Origin of the sequence: Serratia sp. CY52157, assembly GCF_052168495.1 — a bacterium.
Taxonomy (GTDB): Bacteria; Pseudomonadota; Gammaproteobacteria; order Enterobacterales; family Enterobacteriaceae; genus Serratia; species Serratia ureilytica.
Window position 1 is genome coordinate 554,637 of sequence record NZ_JBJNMO010000001.1, and the last position, 24,595, is coordinate 579,231.

Below are 24,595 nucleotides of genomic sequence, written 5' to 3' on the forward strand. Positions count from 1 at the left end.
CTTTAGTTCCGCTGATGAATCGAAATGGTGCAGGTGGTGCCGGCAACCAGCGTCAAATCGGCGGGCACGTTGAGCAATTTTATCCGCACCGGCACGCGCTGAGCCAAACGCACCCAGGGAACATTGGGCTTAACATCCATTAATAGATCGTTGTTGCTGTCAACGCTCTGATCGTAAATGGCGCGGCCGATACTCTCTACTTCCCCCTGCAGCGGGGTGTTGCCGTTATATAAGACAATATCGGCTTTATTGCCTTCTTTTATATGTTTCAGCTTGGTTTCTTCGAAATAACCGAGTACATAAAACGAATGGACATCCACCAGTGCGACCAAAGGCGTGCCGGCGTTGGCGTAGTTCCCGACCCGCGCCTGCAGATTGGTGATATAACCGTCGGTCGGCGCGTAAATTTTAGTTTTGCTCAAATTCCATTTGGCCTGTTCCAGGTTGGCCAGGGCGGCTTTATAGGCGGCCTTCATTGCCTGAGCGGCTAAATTGGACTCATCCAAATCTTCAGCGGAAATAACGTTGCGCGGCAACCCGCGGCGTCGGGCGGCTTCATGGTCCGCCTTGGCCAGATCCGATTGCGCTTTTGCCACCGCGGCCTCGGCATTGTTCAGCGCGATCTGATAAGGCACCGGGTCGAGGGTAAAAATCAGACTTCCCGCAGGTACGAATTGATTGTCATTCGCACTTATTTTCTCTAATCTTCCAGAAACCTCAGGGGTGATATTGACGAGTTCTGCGCGCACTTTTCCGTCACGGGTCCATGGGGATTGCATATAATAATTCCAGAGCCACCAACCGGCGCAGACGGCAATGGCGCAGACGATCACCGTAGAAAAGTATTTTAATGTTTTATGCTGCATGGGTTACCAACTCGCTAAAATCCATAAGGAACCGCTGACGGTCAGGACGAAAATGGACAGGTCCATCAACATGGGGTGCCAGATTTCACCGGAATACATCCAGTCCCTGAGCAGCTGATGAATCAGCAACCATAAGACCAGTCCTAGCAAAAAAGCTTTAAATATGGGTGGAAAATAAAGCGATGCCCCCAGGACCAAATCGGGTAAGGGCGATGAGGCGTGTAACCATGATGTATTCACATTAACAATCCCTACGGGTGAATATGTTGAATATTTGCATAACGATTAAACAATAGCGGCTAAAAATAGTGGTTATTTCCACAATATACATTATATACATTTGTGTTTTTAATGTGAGTTACCCAAAATAGTCTAAGCTCTGGGAGGTAATGTTAGCATGCTAATTATAAGGAGGGGTAAGTGGAGTCAACATTAGGTTCAGATTTAGCACGATTGGTTCGTGTTTGGCGAGCGCTCATCGATCATCGGCTCAAGCCGTTGGAGCTGACCCAAACGCATTGGGTTACGTTGCACAATATCAATCGCTTGCCGCCGGAGCAGTCGCAAATCCAGCTGGCCAAGGCGATCGGTATCGAGCAACCGTCACTGGTTCGCACGCTGGACCAACTGGAGGAGAAGGGGCTTATCACGCGTCACACCTGTGCCAACGATCGCCGCGCGAAGCGCATCAAGCTGACCGAAGCGGCCGATCCGATCATCAGGGAAGTCGACAGTGTGATCACATCTACGCGCAGTGAGATTTTAAGCGGCATTACCGCCGACGAAGTGCATCTGTTGGTAGGGCTGATTGGCAAGTTAGAACAAAATATCACCGAACTGCAGAACAAATAATAATATTCTTATTTTCTACGATTACAGTTTCACAGCATCAGAAATAAAACCGGAGGCGATTGCCTCCGGTTTGCCGTGTGCCGCCTGCTGACTTACAGCGGAGAGACGGTGATGGTGTCGCCCATGCGCGCCATGCGCACGCGCTGACCCGGGCTGAACTTGGTGTCGCCTGCTTTCTGCACCACGACGATGTTCTCTTTCTGGTCGGTTTTGATTTCCAGCTCGTAGCCTGAGGTACGACCGGCCACTTCACCGATGCTGTTGCCCGCCGCGCCGCCGGCGATAGCGCCCGCCGCGGTAGCCAGCGTACGGCCGGTGCCGCCGCCAACGGTGTTGCCCAACAGCCCACCAATTACCGCGCCGCCGATCATCCCCAAGGCGTTGGAGCCTTCGCCGCCCTGAATTTTAACCGGACGCACGGAAACCAGCGTCCCGTAAGTGACGTTCTGCACCTGCTTGGCCTGCGAGGACGAGTAGACATCGCCGGACATGGATTCATTGGCACACCCAGCCAACGTAACGGCGGCGACGGCAACGACGAGAAGACGCTTGATCATATAAAACTCCTGATGGTAGTAGTCCATAACCTGGCAATGCTCACCAGGCAAGATTCAGTGAAAATGATAGACAAAGTATGGCGGAAAGTTGATACAGCGCCATGCCTCATCGCTGCACGCAGCTTAACTTTTCTCTGTTCAACCAATAATAAACCGCGGTTTACCTTTATGACAGCCTCACCGACATTCCGTTGCCGGTTAACGCACGGTTTAACACATAAAATGTGCCACAGCGACGCACCTGGCTCACGGCGCGTAAAAAAAGCATCATAATTCATGGCGTTAATTCGTCAATTCTGGTTTATTTGTCAGGATAAAATTTGCTTACCGTGCGGGTTAGAGGATGTTGCTATGAAGTCAGGCCGCTATATAGGCGTCATGTCCGGCACCAGTCTGGACGGAATCGATGTGGTATTGGCCGCGATTGACGATCGCATGGTGGCGCAGCAGGCCAGCTATAGCCATCCGATGCCGATCGCGCTGAAAAAAGAGATCCTGGGAATGTGCCAGGGGCAGCAAACCACGCTGGCCGCGGTCGGCCGGTTGGACGCACAGCTGGGCACGCTGTTTGGCGAGGCGGTGCTCGGCCTGCTGAAGCAAACCGGCATCGACGCGGATCATATCACCGCCATCGGCTGCCATGGCCAGACGGTATGGCACGAACCGGAAGGCGACGCGCGTTTCTCCATGCAGCTCGGCGACAACAACCGCATCGCCGCACTGACCAATATCACCACCGTCGGCGATTTCCGCCGGCGCGACATGGCTTACGGCGGGCAGGGCGCGCCGCTGGTGCCGGCGTTTCATCAGGCGCTGCTGGGGCATCCCGTCGAGCGACGTATGGTGCTGAACATCGGCGGCATCGCCAACCTCTCTCTGCTGTTGCCCGGTGCGCCGGTGCGCGGTTTCGACACCGGGCCGGGCAACATGCTGATGGACGCCTGGATCTGGCGCCACCGCGCACAACCTTACGATCAGGACGGCGGCTGGGCCATGCAGGGGCGCGTCTGTTTGCCGCTGTTGCAGCAGATGCTGGCGGACCCTTACTTCGCGCTGCCTGCGCCGAAAAGCACCGGCCGCGAGTATTTCAACATCGCCTGGCTGGAGCGTCAGCTGGCCGGATTACCGGCGATTGCGCCGGTCGACGTGCATGCCACGCTGACGGAGCTGACCGCCGTCAGCATCAGCGAACAGGTGCAGCTGGCCGGCGGGTGTGAGCGCCTGCTGGTCTGCGGCGGCGGGGCGCGCAACACGCTGCTGATGGCGCGCCTGTCGGCGCTGCTGCCGGGCACCGAGGTCGGCCTGACCGACGATTGCGGCGTCAGCGGTGACGACATGGAGGCGCTGGCCTTCGCCTGGCTGGCGTTTCGCACGCTGTCCGGCCAGGCCGGCAACCTGCCTTCGGTGACCGGCGCCAGCCGTGAAACGGTGCTGGGTGGGATTTATCCGGTTTTGCCATTCGGGGGGCGCTAGCTCTGTTAGGATAGCCTGTGAAGGATTTTTCTAAGGAGCAACAGCATGAAAAAAGTCATTTTCGTCGCCGGCGCGCTGGCGCTGTCCGGCTGCAGCTATATCCTGCCGCAGAGCAGCCAGACGATGCACTACCAGTGCGGCACCACGCCGTTGACGGTGGCGCTCGACGGCAAGGCGAGCGAAGTCAGCCTGCTGATGGATGGCGAACAGCTGCATCTCAAGCAGGTGTTGGCGTTGACCGGCGCCAAATACAGCGACGGCAAATACACTTTTTGGTCGAAAGACCGCAATGCCTATCTTGAGCGCAACGGCAAGGTAGTCATGAGCGACTGCGTGTTGACGGAGTGACGGTCAGCGGCGGCGTCGGAGCGATTGAGTTCCTGGCGCCGCAGGCGCAGAATGTAACGACGGATTTTTCAGTTGGTCGATAACCCAGATGATTGAAAAGAATGAGTTTGATGTTGCGGACCTGCGCCGTGAATATACCCGAGGCGGCCTGCGCCGCAACGATCTGACCGCCAATCCGCTCGAGCTGTTCGAGCGCTGGCTGAAACAGGCCTGCGACGCGCGCCTGGCCGATCCGACCGCCATGTGCGTCGCCACCGTCGACGAACGCGGCCAGCCGTATCAGCGCATCGTGCTGCTCAAGCATTTCGATGAGCAGGGGTTGGTGTTTTACACCAACCTCGGCAGCCGCAAGGCGCAGCAGCTGGCGCAAAACCCGCATATCAGCCTGCTGTTCCCCTGGCACATGCTCGATCGTCAGGTGATTTTTCTCGGTCAGGCGGAGCGCCTGTCGACCCTCGAAGTGCTGAAGTATTTCCATAGCCGGCCGAAGGACAGCCAAATCGGCGCCTGGGTGTCGCAGCAGTCGTCACGCATTTCCGCGCGCGGCGTGCTGGAAAGCAAATTCCTCGAGTTGAAGCAGAAGTTCCAGCAGGGCGAGGTGCCGTTGCCGAGTTTCTGGGGCGGATTCCGCGTGAAATTCGACTCCGTCGAGTTCTGGCAGGGCGGCGCCCACCGCCTGCATGACCGTTTCCTGTATCAGCGGGACGGGAATGACTGGAAAATTGACCGACTGGCACCTTGAAGACGTAAAATCCCCCTCTAAGCGCTGGTGCTGACGCCGCCGGCGCTTTATTCTATGCGCTACCCTGAATTTTTATTTCGCCACTGGGCGAAAGGCCGTGTACCGGCAAAGGTGCATTCGTTTATACATGGAGTCATTGATGGCAAGCAGCAACTTGATTAAACAACTGCAAGAGCGGGGCCTCGTTGCCCAGGTTACGGATGAGGAAGCGTTAGCGGAGCGACTGGCGCAAGGGCCAATTGCACTGTATTGCGGTTTCGATCCGACCGCTGACAGCTTGCATTTGGGCCATCTGGTTCCTCTGTTGTGCCTGAAGCGCTTCCAGCTGGCCGGCCACAAACCGGTAGCGCTGGTGGGCGGCGCCACTGGCCTCATCGGCGATCCGAGCTTCAAAGCGGCGGAGCGCAAGCTGAACACCACCGATACGGTGAATGAGTGGGTGGAGAAGATCCGTAAACAGGTTTCCCCGTTCCTCGATTTCGACTGCGGCAGCAACAGCGCTATCGCGGCCAACAACTACGACTGGTTCGGCGGCATGAACGTGCTGACCTTCCTGCGTGATATCGGCAAGCACTTCTCCGTCAACCAGATGATCAACAAGGAAGCGGTCAAGCAGCGCCTGAATCGCGACGACTCCGGCATCTCCTTCACCGAGTTCTCCTACAACCTGCTGCAGGGCTTCGATTTCTCCGAGCTGTACAACCGCCACCAGGTGGAGCTGCAGATCGGCGGTTCCGATCAGTGGGGCAACATCACCTCGGGTATCGATCTGACGCGTCGTCAGCATCAGAAGCAGGTGTTCGGCCTGACCGTGCCATTGATCACCAAGGCAGACGGCACCAAGTTCGGTAAAACCGAAGGCGGCGCGGTCTGGCTGGCGCCGGAAAAAACCAGCCCGTACAAGTTCTACCAGTTCTGGATCAACACCGCCGACGCCGACGTTTACCGCTTCCTGAAGTTCTTCACCTTCATGAGCCTGGAAGAGATCAACGCGCTGGAAGAAGAAGACAAGAACAGCGGCAAGGCGCCGCGCGCCCAGTACGTGCTGGCGGAAGAAGTGACCGGCATGGTGCACGGTGCGGAAGGCCTGGCGGCCGCCAAGCGCATCACCCAGAGCCTGTTCTCCGGCGCGCTGCATGACATGACCGAAGCGGACTTCGCCCAGCTGGCGCAGGACGGCATGCCGACCATCAAACTTGAGCGCGACGCCGATCTGCAGCAGGCGCTGGTGAATGCCGAACTGGTGCCGTCACGTGGCCAGGCGCGCACCATGATCGGTTCCAACGCGGTGACCATCAACGGCGAGAAACAGTCGGATGCCGAATACCGCTTCAGCGATGCGGACCGTCTGTTTGGCCGTTACACGCTGCTGCGCCGCGGCAAGAAACACTACTGCCTGGTGGACTGGCAGTAAGCGTCAGGCTACATGACATGAAAAGCCCGGGGATCTCCCCGGGCTTTTTTTTCGCATGGCGCGGATGAAGATTAGGCAAACGCCTCCGACGGCGAATTTTCGGCCGCAAGACCGTTCACGGTGACGGCCGGCGCATGGTAGTGCAGAGAGACGGCGGCCAGATAGGGATCCTGATTGCCGATCGAGAACACCACATCATCGGCGTCAAACGTCTGGTTATGATTTTTATCCACGATGACATAGACCGACTTATCCAGTTTAAGCAAACCGACTTCCGCCAACTGGTGGGTGCTGGCGCCGTTGGTCATTTTCGCCAAAACCTGCGAGAACAGCGCCTGGGCGTTGTTGGCGCCCGTCAGACCGCTAAACGCCGCCTGCAGTTCGGTGGCGCTGGTCGCGCTGCCATACAGCGTGGCGGTTTTATCGCCGGCCTTGGAGAAGACCCATTGGCTGGCGGCATCACCGACATTGATCACGCTATTCTGATAGCCGACGTTCAAGGTGACCATGTCATCTATTTTACTGTCGCTGAAGGAGAGTGTCCGTGCCGAGTCCACCGTGGTATTACCTTTTACCTGTGCTTTCAACACCGTCAGGCCGGTATCGTCAATGGTCAGTTGATGCCCGTTCAATTCGTTGATGACAGTGCTGAAATCGTCTTTGTTGGCCAAGGAGTTCAATGTGTTGTAGAAGCTGCCGCCACCGGTGCCGCCTTTCTCCGCCACTAACTGCAGCTTCATATCCGAATAAAAGCGGCGATCGATGTAGTCGTTTCCGCGAATGGTTTGCAGATTATCGCTGAAATCCGCCGCGACGGTGAGGTTGAGCACCAGTGCTTGATCGCCGGCATACATCGCACCGGTCAGTAGCAGGTCGGAAATTGAGTTATCCCCGCCGCTGAGCGTCATGGTGCGGTTTTGCACCATTTCTGCGTTGCTGCCCATATAGACTTCCAGCGTTTGTTTATGGTCAGAGGTAAAGCTGAACGTGCCCATATCCAAATCGAAGAACTTGCCGCTGTCTTTGGTGAATTCCAACGTAAAGCGGGTATCGCTTTGCCGGGTATCATGAATATGAATATGGCTGTTGCTTGTCAGACCGCCGGCCAGTTTGAACGAGTCATTGCTGACGTTAAGCAGTGTCAGGTCGCCGGAATAAGCTGAAATAATCCCACCGGCGTGGCCGGTATAACCGTTGCCGTTGCTCAGGGGCAACTCGGCTTGGGTGAGGGAGGATACGTTGGCGTAAGCCGCGTTGTGGATGCCGGCATTTTGGCTGAAAAGACCAAAGTCGAAGACCTTGCTGCCTTCGCTGGCAACCCATTTTCCGTCGAGATAAATGTCGCCGGTTCCTTTGTAGTGAGTCAGATCGATATAGTCAAAATATCTGAATTGGTTGACGTTGCTGACGATACTGCCGTCGAGATTACCGAGCTGATTTGTGGTCAGATAAACTGATTTGGTAATGAAGTTAGCTGACAGCATTGTGATAGTGGACGAACTCGCGGATTTAGCCTCTGCCAAAAAATGGCTGCCGATATGGTTGGCGCCGCCGTTGACGCCATTGCCGGCCCAGAGCAAGTTTTTCGCCATCAGGCTGGTATGGGCATTGTTCAGGCTGCTGCTTCCTTCAACCACGACGTTTAAAAAGCTGATGGGTAAAGCGGCATCCGCATTGGCGATATTGGCATCGTTGAGGCGCAGAGAAACGAATTTATTGCCCAGCGAAGAGAGCACCATGGTGTTCGTAGCATAGAGACCGGACAGCACGATGGAATTAACATTCTTCAAGGCTGTCACATCAAGGTTCGTGGGCGTATTGACGTTGAGGTTGATCTGACTCAACGTGACTATCTCGGCATTGGTGACCTCATGATCCCCTCTGCCATTAATGCTGGCCACCAGTTTACCGCTATCTGACAGGCTGAACGTTCCGTTGAAGTCCCGTTGATAGCCCAATGCATCGCCCAATTTTATATCGAAGTTTTTCAGCAGGCTGGCCTGGGGCGGGTAGGGGTGATTATCCAGTGGGAATTTGCCTTCGCGGAAGGCATCGATAATCAGCGAGGAAGCCTTGATATTGTCGTTGCCGGCCTTCAGCAGGATAGCCTGCGCTGAAGCGCTGTCGAGTGGCTGGCCATAGAGTTTGAGGTAAATCTTTTGATAATCTCCGGCGTTGCGGAATTGGTAGGCGCTTGACAACATTTTAAGCAGATCGCTGTGAGAGGTGCCGCTGGCCAACAAACGGCTAAAGGTATCGAGCGCAGTGGCGTCAGCGGCGGTTCCGGCAACCGTCAGGTACAGCGCCATCACCGCTTCGGTATAAACGGGCGGCGGTAATTCACCTGGTCCATATACATGAGTTGCCGCCGTGAAGTTTTGCTTGGCGGTGGTGGCGGCGGCGTCATTTCTGATGTCATCCATCATGCGCACTATGACATCACCGCGTGTTTCACTGTGATCGTTCAATCCCGTCACGTATTTTTGCAGGTCACTCTCACTGGCGCTTTTACCAAACCCCTTCGAAAATATTTTCCTGACAAAATCGTCGTTGCTGAGTGAATGGATATAGCTTTTCGTGGCGATGAATGCATTGGCGATGTCGACGGTGTTTTTCTTGCCGCTAACCAGCAGGTCGCTCCAGTATTGGACGGCGGCGGAATGGGTCATGCTACCGAGCAGATAATAGAGACCTTGTACATCTGCTGCTGCAGAGAGCTGTGACGGTTGCACCAGCTCTGAAGGATACAGCGTGGTGTTGACGATCGTCTGCAAATGCTGTTGTTGAGCTTGCAGTCCGGCATCGTTGCCCGTGTAGTTTATGACGTTGGCGATCAACTCAGTCGTCAGGTTGCCGAGAGATTTTCCCGCGTTGACCTGCGTGGTGAGCGCGTTCAGCGTCAAGGCATCCGGCTGTGCGCCGGTGGTATTCTGATAGATGTATTGTATTTTTTGGCTGGTGGTCAGGCCATCGTAGCGATGTTGCCCGTCTTGCGAACGAATAAACATATTGGCTAATTCACTTTGCGTGTAATCGCCTTTCTCCAGTTTTTTGGCGAAATAATTCAACGCGTCATCATCGGCTTTTTTGCCCAATGTGGCATAGAACAGCTTGGCTACACCTTGTTGTAAGGTCAGTAGGCTCATGATATTTCCCTGTGTGTTGTTAAAATAAGTGCGAGGCATCGACAAGTACAGCCCAAAACAGCCTGATTGCAATGCGAGTGAACCTAAGGAAATTCTGTATTTGTTGAAAGTGCGGCCACCCACGACGCGAGGCGGCCGCTAATGACCATCAGGCCATGGCTAATTCCGTTGCGGGTGCGGCGGTGTTGCCGGCAAGCGTGATGACTGGCGCCTGATAATGAAGATGGGTCGTGATATCGTGGATGTCTTTATTGCCTAGCGAGAAAATAATATCCTGAGAATCAAGTTTTTGGTTGTTATTATTGTCAATAATAATATAAGCATTATTACCTAGCTTAACCACACCGACGCTTTGCAATAGGGCTTCACCGCTGCCATGCGTTATTTTCGTCAGGGCCTGGTTAAATATGTCCTGCGCGGAATCGCTGGGGCTGACAGCCAGTGAGTCAAACAACGCGTTGACCTGTTCCGTTTGGCTCAGTTCACCGTAAATGACGATCTCGCCTGATGACTTGGCGTTGAAGACCCAAGAACGATGCGGGTCGCCGACGGTGAGGGTATCCGTAGGGGTGAGGGTATTGATGGTGACCATGTCATCGATTGTGCTGTGCTCAAAGTTGATTTTGCTGTCGTGTGCATACTCATTGGCCATGGTCAATGGGTTCAACGTGGTGTTGCCTTTTAGCGTTAATGTCTGGCTGTTGGTATAGTCGATAGTTAGTTGTTCACCGGCTAATGCCTCAATGACGCTGTCGAAGGCGCTGTGATGCGTCAACGAGGTGAGTAGCTTATAGAACTCACCGCCGCCACTACCGCCTTTTTCCATCCTCAGGTCCGCTTCGACACGTGGGATGATTTCATGGCCGGGATTGAATGTCGGTTCAATAACAATACTTTTGAGGCTATTGCCAAAGTCTGCTTTTACCGTCACCTGCAATTTGCTTATGCCGCCTATGCGTATTGTTTCAATCGCGTTTGCGCCTGCCAGAGTGACTGCAGCGAATTTTGAACCGTTGGCATATAATCGAAGTTCTTCCGCTGGTTGCCGACCAAGGAAATGGCTGGTGAAGCTCAATGTCCCGGCTTCCAGGTGCTCGATGGCACGGTTGCCGATACTGACGCCCCAGGGCCCGAAGGGGTCTTCTGTTGGTGCGGCGACCGGCGCCAACTCCAGATGAAGTTTGCTTTGCGCTCCGGCGTTGCCGTTTATGGCGAGAAAGGGCAGCGTGTTGAAGACCGGCAGGTTGATAACATGCACATTATCGGCGAAACCTGAAAGTGTTAATCCCTGGTTGCCCGTCCAGTAATACCCGTCACCGCTTTTCTGGGCATGGGGAGCCTGTTGTAAATAGGCTACAGTTGGGATGCTGTCGTTATAAATACTGGCTGTTTGATTGATTACGCCATAATCGAAAATGTTTGCGCCTTCTGTCGCGATCCATTTCCCATCAAGATAAATATTTCCTGTGCCGCGATAACCCGCAAGATCGATCTGAGGAAAGAATTGAAACTGGTTAATGTTCGTTTTGATTACGCCTTCGGTGTCGCCACTTGCCGTCGAGGTCAGATAAATATCCTTCAAGATCAGGTTGGCGGAAATGACGCCATCCGCATCAAAAGCGTTCTGTGCGGTGAACGTCGTGCTGACCCTGTTGGCACCGTGGTTAACGCCATTGCCATTCCAGAGCAGGCTGGCGCCCCCTGCGCCAAAAAGAAGATCCATTTTGGCATTGGCGAGATCGAATTTATCGGAAATCATTACCGCATCACGTTCGGTACCAAATGCAATCTTTTCTGTCATCTTGAAGTAAGGGTTCTCGTCCAGATTGAGCCGCAAAGAGAATCCCTTATTTTTTAATGAGTTGAGTGCAATGGCGTCAGTGGGCATATTCCCCTGCAAGGTCACTTCCTGCAATTTGATTGAATGGCTGAAATCAACGTCAACCGAGGCATTCACATTCAGAAAGACGTGCGTCAGAACGGCCAACTCCGCCGGGCTTAACGGATGTTGACTGCCGGTGTTCACCGAACCGCTCAATACGCCGTCGGTGGAGAGCGATAATTCGGCGAAGGGTTTGTAATTCAGCGAGTTGGCGATGCTAAATTGATAGGCGGCGACATCTGCCGGAGGAGGTTCACGCGCGCCGTCGAGTGGGGAAATCCCCTGGCGGAATGACTCGATGACCAACACGCTGGCTTGATATTTATCATTGCCGGCCTTCAGCAACAAGGCCTGTGAGAGCGCCGGGCTCAAATTTTCGTGATACAGCGAAGCGTAGATTTTCTCGTAGCTTTCCGCTTCCTGGAATTGGCGGGCGTTGGCCAGCATTTTCAACAGCTCGACGGAAGACGTCCCGCTGGCGAGCAAACGGCTAAAGGTGTCAAGTGCGGTCGCGTCGGCGGAAACGCCGGCCACCGTCAGGTAAAAGGACATCACGGTTTCGCCATAGAGCAAATCGGGGCGCTCGCCAGGTGCATAGACATGGGTGGCAGCCAGAAAATGACTTTTGGCCGTTTCATGCTGAGTGTCTGCTCGAATATCCGTTATCACACGCATGATGACTTCGCCACGGGTTTCGCTGCCGACGTTCAAGCCCGCGACATATTTTTGCACCTCGTCGGCGCTGGCCTGGTTGCCGAACGCTTTAAAAAATATTCTCTTCACGAAGTCTTCATGGCTAAGCGACGTGATATAGGGTTTGATGGTGGTGAAATAGGTCGCTATCTGTGCGGCAGTTTGGTGGCCGCCGGCGAGGACGCTGCCCCAGTAATTTACCGCTGTGGCATCAATCATGCTGCCGAGTACATAATAGATGCCCTGAATGTCCGCCGCCGCCGGGGCATGTTCTGCTGCCAGCACAAAGGCGGGATAGAGAGTGGTCGCTATGGTGTTCTCAATGTGTTGCTGTTGTGCCAGGGTTGTTTTATCCGGCCCGGAATAACCGCTGAGCTGGGTGATGAGTTCTTGCGTCAACTGGCCGAGCGATTTGCCGTCATCGACCTGTTTTACCCACTGCGCCACAGTGTCTGGGCCGGGGGAAATGCCGCTGGCGTTGTGATAGAGAGACTTCACCTTGTCGGCGGTGTTCAGGTTATCATAGAGATGTCGGCCATCCGCAGAACGAATGAAGAGATCCGCCAGTTCGCTTTGATTATAAGTCCCTTTTTCAAGTTGTTTAGCGAAATAGATCAGGGCGTTATCGTCGGCTTTTTTGCCCAGCGTGGCGTAGAATAGAATGGCAACGTCTTGCTGTAGTTTTAATAAACTCATGGCATTCTCCATGGCGTCGTGAAAAAACAACATTGGCAAGTAAGTAAAGTCTATCGTCGTCGAAATGCAATTCAGCGGCCGTGGGAAGATCCCGGATTTTCAGGTCGCAGAGGCCTTGCATGGCGGTTCTCGGCTTTTTTTGAATCGGACTTTTCGCTACAATACGCCGCCGTCGAAAGCATAAAAATTCCTCTCATTTCTTGTTTTTAACAGCGCCGGCATGACGTTTTCGCGTTATGCACCCATTTTCATTTCGCCGCGGGCTGATGCACACGGCATGGCGAGGTCAGTTGTTCCGATGAAAAACATTCTTTCTATCCAGTCGCACGTGGTGTTTGGTCACGCCGGCAACAGTGCGGCGGAGTTTCCGATGCGCCGCATGGGCGTCAACGTCTGGCCGCTGAACACGGTGCAGTTCTCCAACCATACGCAATACGGTCAGTGGACCGGCTGCGTCATGCCGGCCAGCCACCTGAGCGATATCGCGCAGGGCATCGCCAATATCGATCAACTGAAGCGCTGTGATGCGGTGCTGAGCGGTTATATCGGTTCGCCGGAGCAGGGCGACCATATTCTGGCGATCGTGCGTCAGGTTAAGCAGGCGAATCCGAATGCCTGGTATTTCTGCGATCCGGTGATGGGACATCCGGAAAAGGGCTGCATCGTGGCGCCGGGGGTGGCCGAGTTTCACTGCCGTCAGGCGTTGCCGTGCAGCGACATGGTGGCGCCGAACCTGCTGGAGCTGGAAATGCTGAGCCAGATGGCCGTCGCCAACGTGGACGACGCGGTGCAGGCCGCTCGATCGCTGATCGCCAAGGGGCCGCGATTGGTGCTGGTCAAGCACCTGGCCCGTGCCGGCTATCACACCGACTGTTTCGAAATGCTGCTGGTGACGGCGGACGAAGCCTGGCACATCAGCCGGCCGCTGGTGGACTTCGGGGCGCGTCAGCCGGTCGGCGTCGGCGATTTGACCAGTGGTCTGCTGCTGGTGGATCTGCTGAAGGGCGAGGCGCTGGATAAAGCGCTGGAGCACGTGACCGCCGCCGTGTATGAGGTGATGCTGACCACGCAGGCGATGGGCGAGTATGAATTGCAGGTGGTGGCGGCACAGGATCGGATCGTGCAGCCGCGCAGCGCGTTCAGTGCGGTAAAACTGTAAGCGGCATCGGGCCCCGGCGAGAGCCGCCGGGGCTGAACCTTACTTCAATCCTTCGGCGTTCAGCGCCGCATCTACCGCCGGGCGCGCCGCAACGCGATCGAACCAGGCCGCCAGATGGGCGTGCTTGCGCACATCGAACTGCAGGGAGAATGCCCAGCGCAGCACGGTGAACAGGTAGGCGTCGGCCACGCTGAAACGGCTTCCCAACAGGAAGTGCTGCTTCGCCAGTACCGAATCCAGATAGCTGAACTGCTGCTCCAGCCTGGCGCGCGCGATGGTTTTATATTCCTCGGGCGTCTTCGGGTTGAACAGCGGGCTGAACCCTTTGTGCAGCTCGGTGGCGATGTAGTTCAGCCATTCGATCGCGTGGTAGCGCGACAGGGTGCCCGCCGCCGGGATCAGGTTGCGGTCCGGCACGCGGTCCGCCAGGTATTGCACGATCGCCACGCCTTCAGTCAGCAGGCTGCCGTCATCCAGCAGCAGCGCCGGTACCTGTCCCTTGGGGTTGATGGCGAGGTAATCGGCGCCGCTCTCGGTTTTCTTCTGCGCCAGATCGACCTTCTCCGCCGTAAAATCCAGCCCTGCCTCACGCAGCACGATATGCGGGGACAGCGAACAGGCGCCGGCTTTATAGAACAGTTTCATCGGAAGCTCCTTGTTGATGACGAATGACGGGCATGCTTAACCTCTCATCGTAGTCCCACAGCGCCAAAATTACAGCGGCTTAGCTAACAAATTTAACCGACGATCGCCTCGGCGGGCTGCAGCTGCGCCAGCGTCGCGGCGATCTGCTGCTGCAGCGCCTGCGGCGCCACCTGCATCGGCGAGCGCAGTTCGTTGGCGATCAGCCCCTGTTGGGCCAGCACGGTCTTGACCGGCGCCGGATTCGGGAAGCTGAACATCTGGTGGATCATCGGCAACAGCTCATAGAAGTTGCTGCGCGCCGCGGCCAGATCGCCGGCGGCGACTTGCTGCACCAGCTGGACGAAACGTTCCGGGTGAACATGCGCGGCGGCGGAGATGGCGCCGGTGCCGCCGAGGCACAGCGTGGTGAGGATCAGATTGTCTTCCCCGGTCATCACATCGATTTCGCCGTCGGCGATCAGCGCCATGGTGGCGTCAGGGTTGCCGCCGCAATCCTTGATGGCGGTGATGCGCGGGTGACGTGCGAGCCGGCGCAGCGTGGCCAGCTCCATGGCGATGCCGGTGCGCTGCGGAATGTTGTACAGGATCACCGGCACGGTGGAGGCGTCGGCCAACTGGGTGAAATAGTCTATCAGGCCGCATTGCGAAGGGCGGATGTAGTAAGGCGCCGGGATCAGCACGCCGGCGATGTCGCGCAGCTGAATGGCCTGCTGCATCTGCAACGTGGCGGCCATGTTATTGCCGGAAAGGCCCATCACCACCTGATGGGCGGGCGCCACCTCCAGCACGGCGTCGAGCACCGCCAGCTGTTCTTCCTTGCTTAGCGCGGCGGCTTCACCGGTAGAGCCGCAGACCACCAGGCCGTCGATGCCGGCGTCGAGCAGGTGCCGCGCCAGGCGTTTAACCGCCGGCAGATCGACGGCATCTTGATTGAAAGGGGTAACCATCGCCACCCAAATACCCGAAAATGAGGCCATAAAATATTCCTTCTGTGTGACCGACAGAGAAGCCAGATGAGAAAATTGAAGGCGGGGCGTTGCAGGCCATCCAGTCAGCTCATCTGACGGGACAGCTCGCCCCGGTCAAATGAGCGTCTGTTTCTTCGATGTAACCGCCGCCAAACCGCCAACGGGCAACGCCGGGAGAATCGGTGTATTAACGTTGCGCGGATAGGCCATGGCAGTCTCGTGAAAAGAGGATGTGGAGGTGATAATGAATATTCTTCATCAGGCTGTCAATTTACAACAGATTGATAACATTGTTATTCATGATGGGTGAGGGCAGATGAGTTTGGCTAATAAACGACAATCCCCGCGGCGGCGGGGATTGTTTGGCTGATTCAGCGCGGCGGGCGGGTACCGATGGTGGCGGACCAGCTGAAGGTGTCGCCGCTTGGTCGGTAGCGGTTGGCCTTGCGTTCCGCGCGCTCTGCCTTGGCGAGCTTCGCTCTGGCGGCCATGATGCGCGCCACCACTTCATCTTTGACCTTGTGCTGTTCGGCGTTGGTCAGCGGCCGGCCGTGGCTTTTACGCGCTTTGTCCAGCTCGGTTTTGACTTCCCGTTGCTCGCTTTCCGTCATCTCTTTCAACGTCAACTTTTTCATCTTTGCCGCCCGTTCGGTGAAGTTGGCTTTCAGTTTAACGGCGTTATGTGACCGAAAATGTTATGGGCATAACGAAAATGCCCCGTAAGCCCAGGTTACACCTCTTCCAGCAGATCGTCGACAAAGCGCCGCATGCGTTCGGTGCGCTGCTCGGCCATCTGTCGCCCGGCGGCGGTCTGGAAGCCGTCTTGCAGCTTGAAGAGCTTGGTTTCGAAGTGATCCAGGCTGAAACGCTTGTCATCGTATTGACGATGTTCGGCCCGCGGATCCGCAGCGTCATACAGCGCGCTGCGCATGCGGCCGCCGATATAGAAGCAGCGGGCTACGCCAATCAGGCCAATGGCGTCGAGACGATCGGCGTCCTGCAGGATCTTCGCTTCCAGCGTTTGCGGAGGGATGCCGGCGGAAAAACTGTGTGCTTCGATAGCGTGGGCCACCGCCGCGATGTCCGCCGGCGACCATTCGAGCCGGGTCAGCGTCAGCGTGGCTTGCTGCGCCGCCATGCGCGAAGCCAGGTGACGCTGCGGCGAATTCTTTTCCACCGCCACGGCGTCATGTAGCAGCACCGCCGCGCAGAGAATGCGCCGGTCGCCGCCTTCCAGCTTGCTGATGCGCCGGCAGTTCTTCCAGACTCGGTGCAGGTGCGCCACATCGTGCGAGCCATCGTCCGATTCTAGGGTGAGCGGCAGCAGCGTTTGCGCCAGCGTCTGGTAGGGGGAAAAAGGCTGTAACAGCTCTTGCGTCAGCGAGGGTAAAGACACGTTCAGCTCCTGTTGGGGGAAATCGGGCAATCAGCATAGCCGCGTCGGAGGTCGAGAGAATGACAGAAGACGACTATTGTTTACTAAAGTGCAACCTACTATTGTCACAACTGCGGTTTTTGCAGCGAAACAAGCAACCTAGAATAGCCGCATTCCGCCGTCTCCGCCTGGTGAGAGCCTGTGTCCGCGGAGATGGTCGGAATATCCTTATCAGCCATGGGAGAAGAGACATGCCAACCCCTCTTGAGATAGTGCGCGCGACTTACGAAGGCAGTTCCGAAGAAAACGGCCGTAATCTGCTGGCGGCGCTGGCCCCCGATGCCGAGTGGACCGAAGCCGCCGGTTTCCCTTACGCCGGTACTTATATCGGCCCGGAGAATATCATCAAGAACGTGCATCAGCGTTTGGGCAGCGAATGGCAAGGTTACCGCGCCGATGTCGATCACTTTTACGACGCCGGCGACAACGTGATTGCTCAGGGTTTTTATCACGGCACTTACCGGGCCACCGGCAAATCCTTCAGCGCCTCTTTTGCGCATATTTATACGGTGCGCGCCGGCAAGATCGTGAAGTTCGTGCAGATTGTCGACAGCGCTAAAGTGCTGGAAGCGATGCAGCCTTAATTGCCGCTGTGCTTGCCGAATTTGCGATCAAACTCGCGCCGGTAACCCCGAGCCTTGTTGCGATCGCGGATCCACAAATAGCCGCACACCAGCGCAACCGCTCCCGAGAAGGTGACGTTGCGCATATCCCGGTCATACCAAAACACCAACAGCGCATCCAGCGCAGCAATCAGCGCGATCCATTTGTACATATGGGATTGGCGCCGCGTGGCGGCGTTGAGTCGTTTTAACTGTCTGGCTTCGTCCAACACCGGTTTTTGCTGCATAGCGTTTCGTTATCATCAGGCTGTTCACGCTAAATTAGCAGAATCCTCCCAATTGCCGCAAAGATTAACGCACGCCGTCAGGCGGTTTTCAGCGTTCCCCGGAGTACGCTGAAAATTTATGCGCGGACGCTGGTATTGTTTATCGGGTGTGATAGGTTATTTATTCGCTATTTTCGTGTTTTTATTCAATTGGCGCTGTGTCATCAAGCCGTAGCACTGGGCGGTTAACGTGATGGGTTCGACGCATGCGGCGGTTAACTTCGGCAGGAGAACATGATGAACGATAAGACGGCACGCCCGCAGGATGTGGTTCAACAACAGCTTGACGCCTATAACGCCCGCGATATCGAGGCCTTTATGGCCTGCTGGGCGGATGACGCGCAGTATTACGAACACCCCGACACGCTGCTGGCCAGCGGCAAGGCGGCGATCCGCGAACGGCATCTGGCGCGCTTTCGCGAGCCGAGCCTGTACGGCGAACGGATAAAACGCATGGCGGTGGGGAATATGGTGGTCGATCAGGAGGTGGTGACGCGCAACTTCCCGCAGGGGCGCGGCAAAATGGATGTCATCGCCATTTACGAAGTGGAACAGGGGCGGATCGCCAAAGCCTGGTTCAAGATCGGCCCCTGCGTGCCGGACGAAGGCGCGCTCTAGCCGCGCCTTATTGCAACGCCATCACCGCCTCAATTTCCACGCACACTGCGGGTGAGAACAACGCGCTGACCGCCATCAATGAACAGGCCGGCAGCGCGCCGTCGAAATAGTCAAACAGCACCGGGCGCACGCTCGCCAGATCGGCGATGTCGGTCAGGAACACGCTGATTTTAATCAATGCCTTGAGATTGACGCCTTCGCTGGCGGCGATGGTCGCCAACTGCTCAAGGATCTCCTGCGTTTGCTCCGGCGCGCTCAAGCCCTGCGCGTCGGTGGCGAAGGCCGTCAAGCCAGATACGTACAGGCGATCGCCGTGGCGCACGGCGTGCACATAAGGGCCACCCGGCGTAGGCAATTGCGGATAATTAATGCGTTTTAATGATGTCATGGTCAAACCCCGCGCAAGACCGGTTAATAAAATCGACAAACTTGGTTAGGATACTGGAGAAAACGCGGCAAAGCGCCGCACGCCGATGATATCTGAGAGAATCATCCCCCTTTATGTTATACGCCGTCTCTCACGCGAATGTGACAGTGCGGCGCAGATCGGCAACAAGGACGCAGAGACGATGAACCCGCTTTTTACGCCTTACCTGCAGCGCTGGCGGCTGGAGCAGGACGGCAAAGCCTTCGAAACCCACAGCAGTCTATTGATGCCGGTGCGTTACCGGGGCGCGGCGGCCATGCTGAAGATCGCCCGCGAGCAGGAGGAGCGCTTCGGCGGGCAGCTGATGTGCTGGTGGCGTGGAGAAGGCGCCGCGCAGGTGCTGGCGTGGCACGACGACGGCATTTTGCTGGAGCGCGCGCAGGGCGAAGGGTCGTTGGCGCAGCTGGTGCGTGACGGCGACGATGAACAAGCCACGCAGATCCTGTGCCGGGCGATCGCCGCCTTGCATGCGCCGCGGGCGGCGCCGTTGCCTGAGCTTATCCCGTTGCAGGAGTGGTTCAGCTCGCTGTGGCCGGCGGCCCAGGCGCACGGCGGCATGCTGCGTCTCAGCGCCACGGCGGCGGCGGAGCTGTTGAGCAGCCCGCGAGAAGAAAGCGTGTTGCACGGGGATATCCACCATGACAATGTGCTGGACTTTGGCGCACGCGGTTGGCTGGCGATCGATCCCAAGCGTTTGTACGGTGAACGAGGCTTCGATTACGCCAACATCTTCTGCAATCCTAACTACGGCGTCGCCACCGATCCGGCCATTTTCCATCGCCGCGTGGAACAGGTGTGCCGGTTGGCCGGGCTGGATCGCCGGCGTTTGCTGCAATGGATCCTGGCCTGGTCGGGGCTTTCCGCCGCCTGGTTTATGGAAGACGGGCAGGCGGCGGACATCGATTTTCGCGTCGCGGAACTGGCGGCGCGCGCGCTGGATCTCACGTTGCCGGACGGCGATTCAGGGTTCATCCTGCCAGTAATCGAGCGAGGCTGAAGGGCGCTGCAGATAACGCACCTGCTCGCCATCATTGCCGCGCGCCATCGCCTGGTATTTACCTGAGTCCGGATACATCACCACTTCCGGCTGTTCGCGCGTGCTGACGGACAGATACTTAAGCGGCGCATCGGAGGTGTTGATGATATGGTGCGGGTATTCCGGGCCAGGCGGAATGAAAATGACATCTCCGCTGACGATCGGCAGCATTTCTCCGGCTACCCGCAGCGTTCCGCTGCCTTCCAGAATGATGAACATTTCCTCCTGAGCGTAGTGAAAATGATAGGGGCAGGAACGCATGCCCGGCGCCACACAATCGAAGGAGGCGCCCAGCTTGTCGGCGGCGGTGCCGGTGCCGAGACGAGCGCCGACGCTGTCATACAGCGGCGGCCGCCGGTCATGCTTCATCTCTACCTGTTCGACATTGCGTATCAAGCGCTGGGCTAACAGCGCGGCTTTCTCGGTCATAAGCTTCCTTGGTGACGGCGTCACTTATTATGTGAATTGACATTCAGACGACAGAGAAAGTGAAGGCGCCACGGCGCCGCTTGTCAATGTAGACCGCCCCTTACGTCACGGTGGTTCGCCGCGGCAGCGACAGCAGCAGATGCGCGATGGCGCCGCCGACAATGCCCCAGAATGCCGAACCGATGCCGAGCAACGTGACGCCGGAGGCGGTGATGAGGAAGGCGATCAGCGCCGCGTCGCGCTGTTTTTCATCATGCAGCGCGCGTTGCAGGCTGCCGCCAATGGTGCCGAGCAGCGCCAGCCCGGCGATGGTGTGGATCAAGGCGACCGGCAACGCGCTGAACAGCAGGCCGATGGCGCCGCCGAACAACCCGGCCAACAAATAGAAGCCGCCGGCGGCCACCGCGCCCATATAGCGCCGCTGTGGATCGGGATGCACGTCCGGCCCCATGCAAATGGCGGCGGTAATGGCGGCGATGCACACCGAGAAACCGCCGAATGGCGCCAACAGCAGCGCGGTCAGCGCCGTCCAGGCGATCAGCGGTGAGGTGGGGACACGGTAGCCCGCCGCCTGCAGCGTAGCGATCCCGGGGGCGTTCTGTGAAGCCATGGTGACCACGAAGAAGGGCACGCCGATGCCGAGCAGCGTCGGCCAGCTGAAATGCGGCGCGATAAATTCCGGCACGGCGACCGCCGGCGCCTGTTGCGCCAGATGGATATCGCCCTGTAGCGCGGCGATCGCCAGCCCAATCGCCAGCGTCAGTACGATGGCGTAGCGCGGCAGGTAACGGCGGCTGAGCAGATAGGCCAGGCCCATACCGGCGCTGAGGAGGAAATTGAGCTGCAGCGAAGCGAAGGCGTCCAGCCCGAAACGCAGCAGGATCCCCGCCAACATCGCGGCAGAAATCGCCTGCGGAATATAATCCATCAGGCGGGCGAACAGCCCGGTGACGCCGCAGAGCAGGATCAGGCCCGACGCGAAGATGAACACCCCGATCGCCTCATTGATCGGCGTGCCGGGCAGGCTGGTGACCAGCAGCGCCGCTCCTGGCGTCGACCACGCGGTGAGGATCGGGGTGCGATAGTACAGCGAAAGCCCCAGCGAGGTGACGCCCATCGCGATCCCAAGCGTGCTCAGCCAGCCGCCGATCTGCGCCGGCGTGGCGCCTGCGGCGGCGGCGGCCTGGAAAATGATGGCGGCAGAGCTGGTGTAGCCGACCAGAACGGCGACAAAGCCGGCCATGACGGCGGGCAGGGTCAGATGGCGCAAGGAGAGGGCTGGGCGCATGAGGAGCTCCAATCGGTGAGTGTGCGTTATAACGCACGGTAAGAAATCAGCATAGCACCGTGCGCTATAGCGCACAAGCGGGTATAATCGAGCGCGATACGCAGAGGAGAACAGGATGCAGGAACTTGCCGGCCATTTGGCGCACACCCTTCGCACGCTGCGCGCGCAGCGCGGCTGGAGCCTGACGCAGGCGGCGGAATACACCGGCGTCAGCAAGGCGATGCTCGGGCAGATTGAGCGCGGCGAATCCAGCCCGACGGTGGCGACGCTGTGGAAGATCGCCACCGGTTTCAACGTGGCGTTCTCCGCCTTTCTTGAGGCGTCGCCCGCGCAGCAGCAGGCGACGCTGCACCGCTACGGCGAACTGCCGGTGTACGATCAGGACAACGCCGATATGCGCGTGGTGCCGCTGTTTCCCTACGATCGCCAGCTGGGTTTCGACATGTTCGTCATCGATCTCGCGCCGGGCGCGCTCAGCGAATCGTCGCCGCATGAGCCGGGCGTGATTGAGCATGTGATCGTGATCAGCGGCCGGTTGGAATTGGCGATAGACGGCGAGTGGCACAGCCTGGCGGCCGGCGAGGCGATGCGCTTTCAGGCCGATCGGCCGCATGCCTACCGCAACGCCGGTTCACACACGGTGCGCATTCACGATCTGATCCACTATCCTCAATCCTGACTCAACGCGGCGGCCGCGGGCTTTGACTCCGCGCCGCCAAACGCCTACCTTGTTGAAAATGACTCTTATTTCACAGGCTGTCGCCCATGACGGGGCGGCGTTGCAGCCGACTCAAAAGGAGCTTGATTTTGCCGGTCACCAATCGACGTCAGTTTATTAAACTCAGTGCGCAAACCGCAGGAGCCGTATTCGCGATGACTTCATTACCCAACAGTATCCGCCTGGCGATGGCGGCGGAGGGCGGCGCGGCCGCCGGCGATGAATTCCTGTGGCTGGAAGAGCTGCAGGGTAAAAAAGCGCTGCAATGGGTGCAGCAGGAAAATCAGCGCACCGTGGCACGTTTCGGCCAGGGCGAAGACTTTCAGCGCATTGAGCGCGAAGTCCTGGATATCCTCAATAAAGACACCCAGATCCCGTGGGTGAGCAAACGCGGCGAGTACTATTACAACTTCTGGCAGGATCAGGCCAACCCGCGTGGCCTGCTGCGGCGTACCACGCTGGACGAGTACCGCAAGGCCAAACCGGCCTGGGAGACGGTGCTGGATATCGATGCGCTGGGCAAGGCGGAGGGCAAAGATTGGGTTTATCAGGGCTCGCAGCCGCTGGCGCCGGAATACCGTTATTGCCTGATGCAGCTGTCGCCGGACGGCGGTGACGCCACCGAAATCCGCGAATTCGATCTGGTGGCCAAACGCTTCGTCAAAGACGGTTTTAACGTACCGGTGGCGAAAAGCCGGGTTTCCTGGGTCGATCGGGACACGCTGTTCATCGCCACCGATTTCGGCCCCGGCTCGATGACCCAGTCCGGCTACGCGCGCATCGCCAAACGCTGGCGGCGCGGCACGCCGCTGAGCGCCGCGGAAACGTTGTATGAAGCGCAGCCCGAGGACATGGCGGTCTTCGCCTATCACGACCGCACGCCGGGCTTTGAGCGCGATTTCGTCGGCCGCAGCCTGGACTTCTACCGCCGCGACTATTTCTTGCTGACTCAGGACGGCCGGCAGAAAAAAATCGACATCCCCGCCGACGCCGAGCTGGATACGCATCGGGAATGGCTGCTGATCAAGCCGAGCAGCGATTGGGACGTGGGCGGCAAGCGCTATCCGTCCGGCTCGCTGTTGGCGGCCAATTTCGACGACTATCTGGCGGGCAAGCGCGAGCTGCAGCCGCTGTTTACCCCGACGGCGGAGCAGGCGCTGAGCGGCTACAGCGGCACTCGCGATCACCTGATCCTCAGCATCATGGATAACGTGGTCAACCGACTGGAAGTGCTGACGCCGCAGGGCGGCAGCTGGCAACGTCGCCCGCTGGGCAACCCCGGCGCCATCAGCACCCTTTCCGCCGGCGGCATCGACGACGAGAGCAACGCCTATTTCCTGACGGTCAGCGGGTTCCTGCAGCCGACCTCGCTGTATATGGGCAACCTCGACGGCGGGGAAGCGACGCTGCTGAAACAGGCGCCGCAGGACTTTGACGCCGCCGGCTATCAGGTCAGCCAGCATTTCGCGCGCTCCAAGGACGGCACCCGCGTGCCGTATTTCCAGATCGCCGCCAAAGATCTCAAGCTGGACGGCAGCACGCCGACGCTGCTGTACGGCTACGGCGGGTTTGAAGTGCCGCTGCTGCCGGGCTATCTGGGCGGCAAGGCGCCGGCCTGGCTGGAGCGCGGCGGGGTATACGTGGTGGCCAACATTCGGGGCGGCGGTGAATATGGTCCGGCCTGGCATCAGGCGGCGCTCAAGCAGAATCGTCATCGCGCCTATGAGGATTTCGCCGCCGTGGCCGAAGACCTGTTCGCGCGCAAGGTGACTTCCGCGCCGCATCTCGGCGCGCGCGGCGGCAGCAACGGCGGCCTGCTGGTAGGCAATATGCTGACGCTGTATCCGCAGCTGTTCGGCTGCATCGTCTGCGAAGTGCCGCTGTTGGACATGCAGCGCTATACCCAACTCTCCGCCGGCGCGTCGTGGATCGCGGAATACGGCGATCCGAGCAAGCCGGAGCAGTGGGCCTATATCAAAACCTTCTCGCCGTACCACAATATTCAGGCGAAAACGGCCTATCCGCCGGTGCTGTTCTATACCGCCACCAGCGACGATCGTGTCAACCCGGCCCACGCGCGCAAAATGGCGGCGCGCATGCAGGCGATGGGGTATCAGCAGGCTTACTTCTACGAAAATACCGAGGGTGGGCACAGCGCCGCCGCCGACAAGCAACAGGCGGCGTTCCACAGCGCGCTGGTGAGCGAATTCATGTGGGCCAACCTGAGCGGCAAGCGAAAGCCAGCGTAAACACGTTTCTTGCGGGCATAAAAAAACGCCGGGGGTTAACCCCGGCGTTTCTATTTACGCTCAAT

Annotated in this window: 24 protein-coding genes; 11 read left to right on the forward strand and 13 right to left on the reverse strand. The window is 57.8% G+C overall.

From position 1 onward, the window contains the following. Positions 1–2: 2 nt before the first annotated feature. Positions 3–866, reverse strand: coding sequence for an efflux RND transporter periplasmic adaptor subunit (locus ACJ8IP_RS02775; RefSeq protein WP_160204252.1), 864 nt, complete (start codon positions 864–866; stop codon positions 3–5). 3 nt (positions 867–869) lie between these two features. Next, on the reverse strand, positions 870–1,106 hold the full coding sequence (locus tag ACJ8IP_RS02780) for a DUF1656 domain-containing protein (protein WP_025159708.1): 237 nt from the start codon (positions 1,104–1,106) through the stop codon (positions 870–872). A gap of 180 nt (positions 1,107–1,286) precedes the next feature. Here ACJ8IP_RS02780 and slyA point away from each other — a divergent pair, with 180 nt between their 5' ends. Beyond that, positions 1,287–1,718 carry a transcriptional regulator SlyA gene (slyA, locus tag ACJ8IP_RS02785; RefSeq protein ID WP_004931301.1) on the forward strand — a complete coding sequence of 144 codons (432 nt, stop codon included), beginning with the start codon at positions 1,287–1,289 and terminating at the stop codon, positions 1,716–1,718. Positions 1,719–1,810: 92 nt separating this feature from the next. Here slyA and ACJ8IP_RS02790 read toward each other — a convergent pair whose 3' ends face one another. Further along, positions 1,811–2,275, reverse strand: a complete 465-nt coding sequence (locus ACJ8IP_RS02790; RefSeq protein WP_025159710.1) for a glycine zipper 2TM domain-containing protein — start codon at positions 2,273–2,275, stop codon at positions 1,811–1,813. 351 nt (positions 2,276–2,626) lie between these two features. Between ACJ8IP_RS02790 and anmK the strand changes: the two genes are divergently transcribed. The 4 genes from anmK (at position 2,627) to tyrS (ending at position 6,252) form a co-directional block, all read left to right on the forward strand. After that, on the forward strand, positions 2,627–3,748 hold the full coding sequence (gene anmK / locus ACJ8IP_RS02795; protein ID WP_442524296.1) for an anhydro-N-acetylmuramic acid kinase: 1,122 nt from the start codon (positions 2,627–2,629) through the stop codon (positions 3,746–3,748). Positions 3,749–3,793: 45 nt separating this feature from the next. Then, positions 3,794–4,096, forward strand: coding sequence for an MliC family protein (locus ACJ8IP_RS02800; RefSeq protein WP_004931294.1), 303 nt, complete (start codon positions 3,794–3,796; stop codon positions 4,094–4,096). Between the two features lie 88 nt (positions 4,097–4,184). Next, positions 4,185–4,838, forward strand: a complete 654-nt coding sequence (gene pdxH / locus ACJ8IP_RS02805; RefSeq protein ID WP_033642930.1) for a pyridoxamine 5'-phosphate oxidase — start codon at positions 4,185–4,187, stop codon at positions 4,836–4,838. 139 nt (positions 4,839–4,977) lie between these two features. After that, positions 4,978–6,252, forward strand: a complete 1,275-nt coding sequence (gene tyrS, locus ACJ8IP_RS02810) for a tyrosine--tRNA ligase (RefSeq protein WP_033642931.1) — start codon at positions 4,978–4,980, stop codon at positions 6,250–6,252. Positions 6,253–6,323: 71 nt separating this feature from the next. On the opposite strand, the gene ACJ8IP_RS02815 is transcribed toward tyrS, so the two are convergent. Then, positions 6,324–9,398: a DUF4214 domain-containing protein gene (locus ACJ8IP_RS02815; RefSeq protein ID WP_262825578.1), complete on the reverse strand. Its 3,075-nt coding sequence runs from the start codon at positions 9,396–9,398 to the stop codon at positions 6,324–6,326. A 148-nt stretch (positions 9,399–9,546) separates the two neighbouring features. Continuing rightward, positions 9,547–12,669 (reverse strand): hypothetical protein, encoded by a 3,123-nt coding sequence (locus ACJ8IP_RS02820; protein WP_442524297.1) that lies wholly within the window; start codon positions 12,667–12,669, stop codon positions 9,547–9,549. A 298-nt stretch (positions 12,670–12,967) separates the two neighbouring features. Between ACJ8IP_RS02820 and pdxY the strand changes: the two genes are divergently transcribed. Next, positions 12,968–13,828: a pyridoxal kinase PdxY gene (gene pdxY, locus ACJ8IP_RS02825; RefSeq protein WP_164106355.1), complete on the forward strand. Its 861-nt coding sequence runs from the start codon at positions 12,968–12,970 to the stop codon at positions 13,826–13,828. A gap of 39 nt (positions 13,829–13,867) precedes the next feature. On the opposite strand, the gene gstA is transcribed toward pdxY, so the two are convergent. The 4 genes from gstA to ACJ8IP_RS02845 all read right to left on the reverse strand — a co-directional run bounded on the left by gstA (position 13,868) and on the right by ACJ8IP_RS02845 (position 16,867). Further along, a complete protein-coding gene (gene gstA / locus ACJ8IP_RS02830) occupies positions 13,868–14,473 on the reverse strand; it encodes a glutathione transferase GstA (protein WP_164106353.1) in 606 nt (201 codons plus the stop codon). A 92-nt stretch (positions 14,474–14,565) separates the two neighbouring features. Continuing rightward, the gene (gene dapA, locus ACJ8IP_RS02835) at positions 14,566–15,450 is read right to left on the reverse strand and encodes a 4-hydroxy-tetrahydrodipicolinate synthase (protein ID WP_042784387.1); all 885 of its coding nucleotides are present in this window, start codon (positions 15,448–15,450) and stop codon (positions 14,566–14,568) included. A 362-nt stretch (positions 15,451–15,812) separates the two neighbouring features. After that, positions 15,813–16,076 carry a DUF3811 domain-containing protein gene (locus ACJ8IP_RS02840; protein WP_033642935.1) on the reverse strand — a complete coding sequence of 88 codons (264 nt, stop codon included), beginning with the start codon at positions 16,074–16,076 and terminating at the stop codon, positions 15,813–15,815. Positions 16,077–16,171: 95 nt separating this feature from the next. After that, positions 16,172–16,867 (reverse strand): HD domain-containing protein, encoded by a 696-nt coding sequence (locus ACJ8IP_RS02845; RefSeq protein WP_080376477.1) that lies wholly within the window; start codon positions 16,865–16,867, stop codon positions 16,172–16,174. Positions 16,868–17,067: 200 nt separating this feature from the next. On the opposite strand from ACJ8IP_RS02845, the gene ACJ8IP_RS02850 reads away from it, so the two are divergent. After that, entirely contained in the window at positions 17,068–17,460 is a 393-nt protein-coding gene (locus ACJ8IP_RS02850; protein ID WP_072627681.1) for a nuclear transport factor 2 family protein, read from the forward strand. Here the strand turns inward: ACJ8IP_RS02850 and ACJ8IP_RS02855 are convergent. Next, positions 17,457–17,726, reverse strand: a complete 270-nt coding sequence (locus ACJ8IP_RS02855) for a hypothetical protein (RefSeq protein ID WP_072627680.1) — start codon at positions 17,724–17,726, stop codon at positions 17,457–17,459. The two genes, ACJ8IP_RS02850 and ACJ8IP_RS02855, sit on opposite strands and share 4 nt — an antisense overlap. Positions 17,727–18,002: 276 nt before the next feature. Between ACJ8IP_RS02855 and ACJ8IP_RS02860 the strand changes: the two genes are divergently transcribed. Further along, positions 18,003–18,383 (forward strand): nuclear transport factor 2 family protein, encoded by a 381-nt coding sequence (locus ACJ8IP_RS02860; RefSeq protein ID WP_033642939.1) that lies wholly within the window; start codon positions 18,003–18,005, stop codon positions 18,381–18,383. A gap of 7 nt (positions 18,384–18,390) precedes the next feature. Here the strand turns inward: ACJ8IP_RS02860 and ACJ8IP_RS02865 are convergent, their stop codons facing one another. After that, a complete protein-coding gene (locus tag ACJ8IP_RS02865; protein WP_033652605.1) occupies positions 18,391–18,771 on the reverse strand; it encodes a RidA family protein in 381 nt (126 codons plus the stop codon). A gap of 181 nt (positions 18,772–18,952) precedes the next feature. On the opposite strand from ACJ8IP_RS02865, the gene ACJ8IP_RS02870 reads away from it, so the two are divergent. Further along, a complete protein-coding gene (locus tag ACJ8IP_RS02870; protein WP_033642940.1) occupies positions 18,953–19,807 on the forward strand; it encodes an aminoglycoside phosphotransferase family protein in 855 nt (284 codons plus the stop codon). On the opposite strand, the gene ACJ8IP_RS02875 is transcribed toward ACJ8IP_RS02870, so the two are convergent. Next, positions 19,772–20,275, reverse strand: coding sequence for a cupin domain-containing protein (locus ACJ8IP_RS02875; RefSeq protein ID WP_164106348.1), 504 nt, complete (start codon positions 20,273–20,275; stop codon positions 19,772–19,774). The genes ACJ8IP_RS02870 and ACJ8IP_RS02875 overlap by 36 nt on opposite strands. A gap of 100 nt (positions 20,276–20,375) precedes the next feature. Beyond that, on the reverse strand, positions 20,376–21,563 hold the full coding sequence (locus ACJ8IP_RS02880) for a benzoate/H(+) symporter BenE family transporter (RefSeq protein ID WP_033642942.1): 1,188 nt from the start codon (positions 21,561–21,563) through the stop codon (positions 20,376–20,378). Between the two features lie 115 nt (positions 21,564–21,678). Here ACJ8IP_RS02880 and ACJ8IP_RS02885 point away from each other — a divergent pair, with 115 nt between their 5' ends. Both ACJ8IP_RS02885 and ACJ8IP_RS02890 read left to right on the forward strand, forming a co-directional pair. Beyond that, positions 21,679–22,242 (forward strand): helix-turn-helix domain-containing protein, encoded by a 564-nt coding sequence (locus ACJ8IP_RS02885; protein WP_033642943.1) that lies wholly within the window; start codon positions 21,679–21,681, stop codon positions 22,240–22,242. A 194-nt stretch (positions 22,243–22,436) separates the two neighbouring features. Next, a complete protein-coding gene (locus ACJ8IP_RS02890) occupies positions 22,437–24,530 on the forward strand; it encodes a prolyl oligopeptidase family serine peptidase (RefSeq protein WP_060660769.1) in 2,094 nt (697 codons plus the stop codon). Positions 24,531–24,595: the final 65 nt, after the last annotated feature.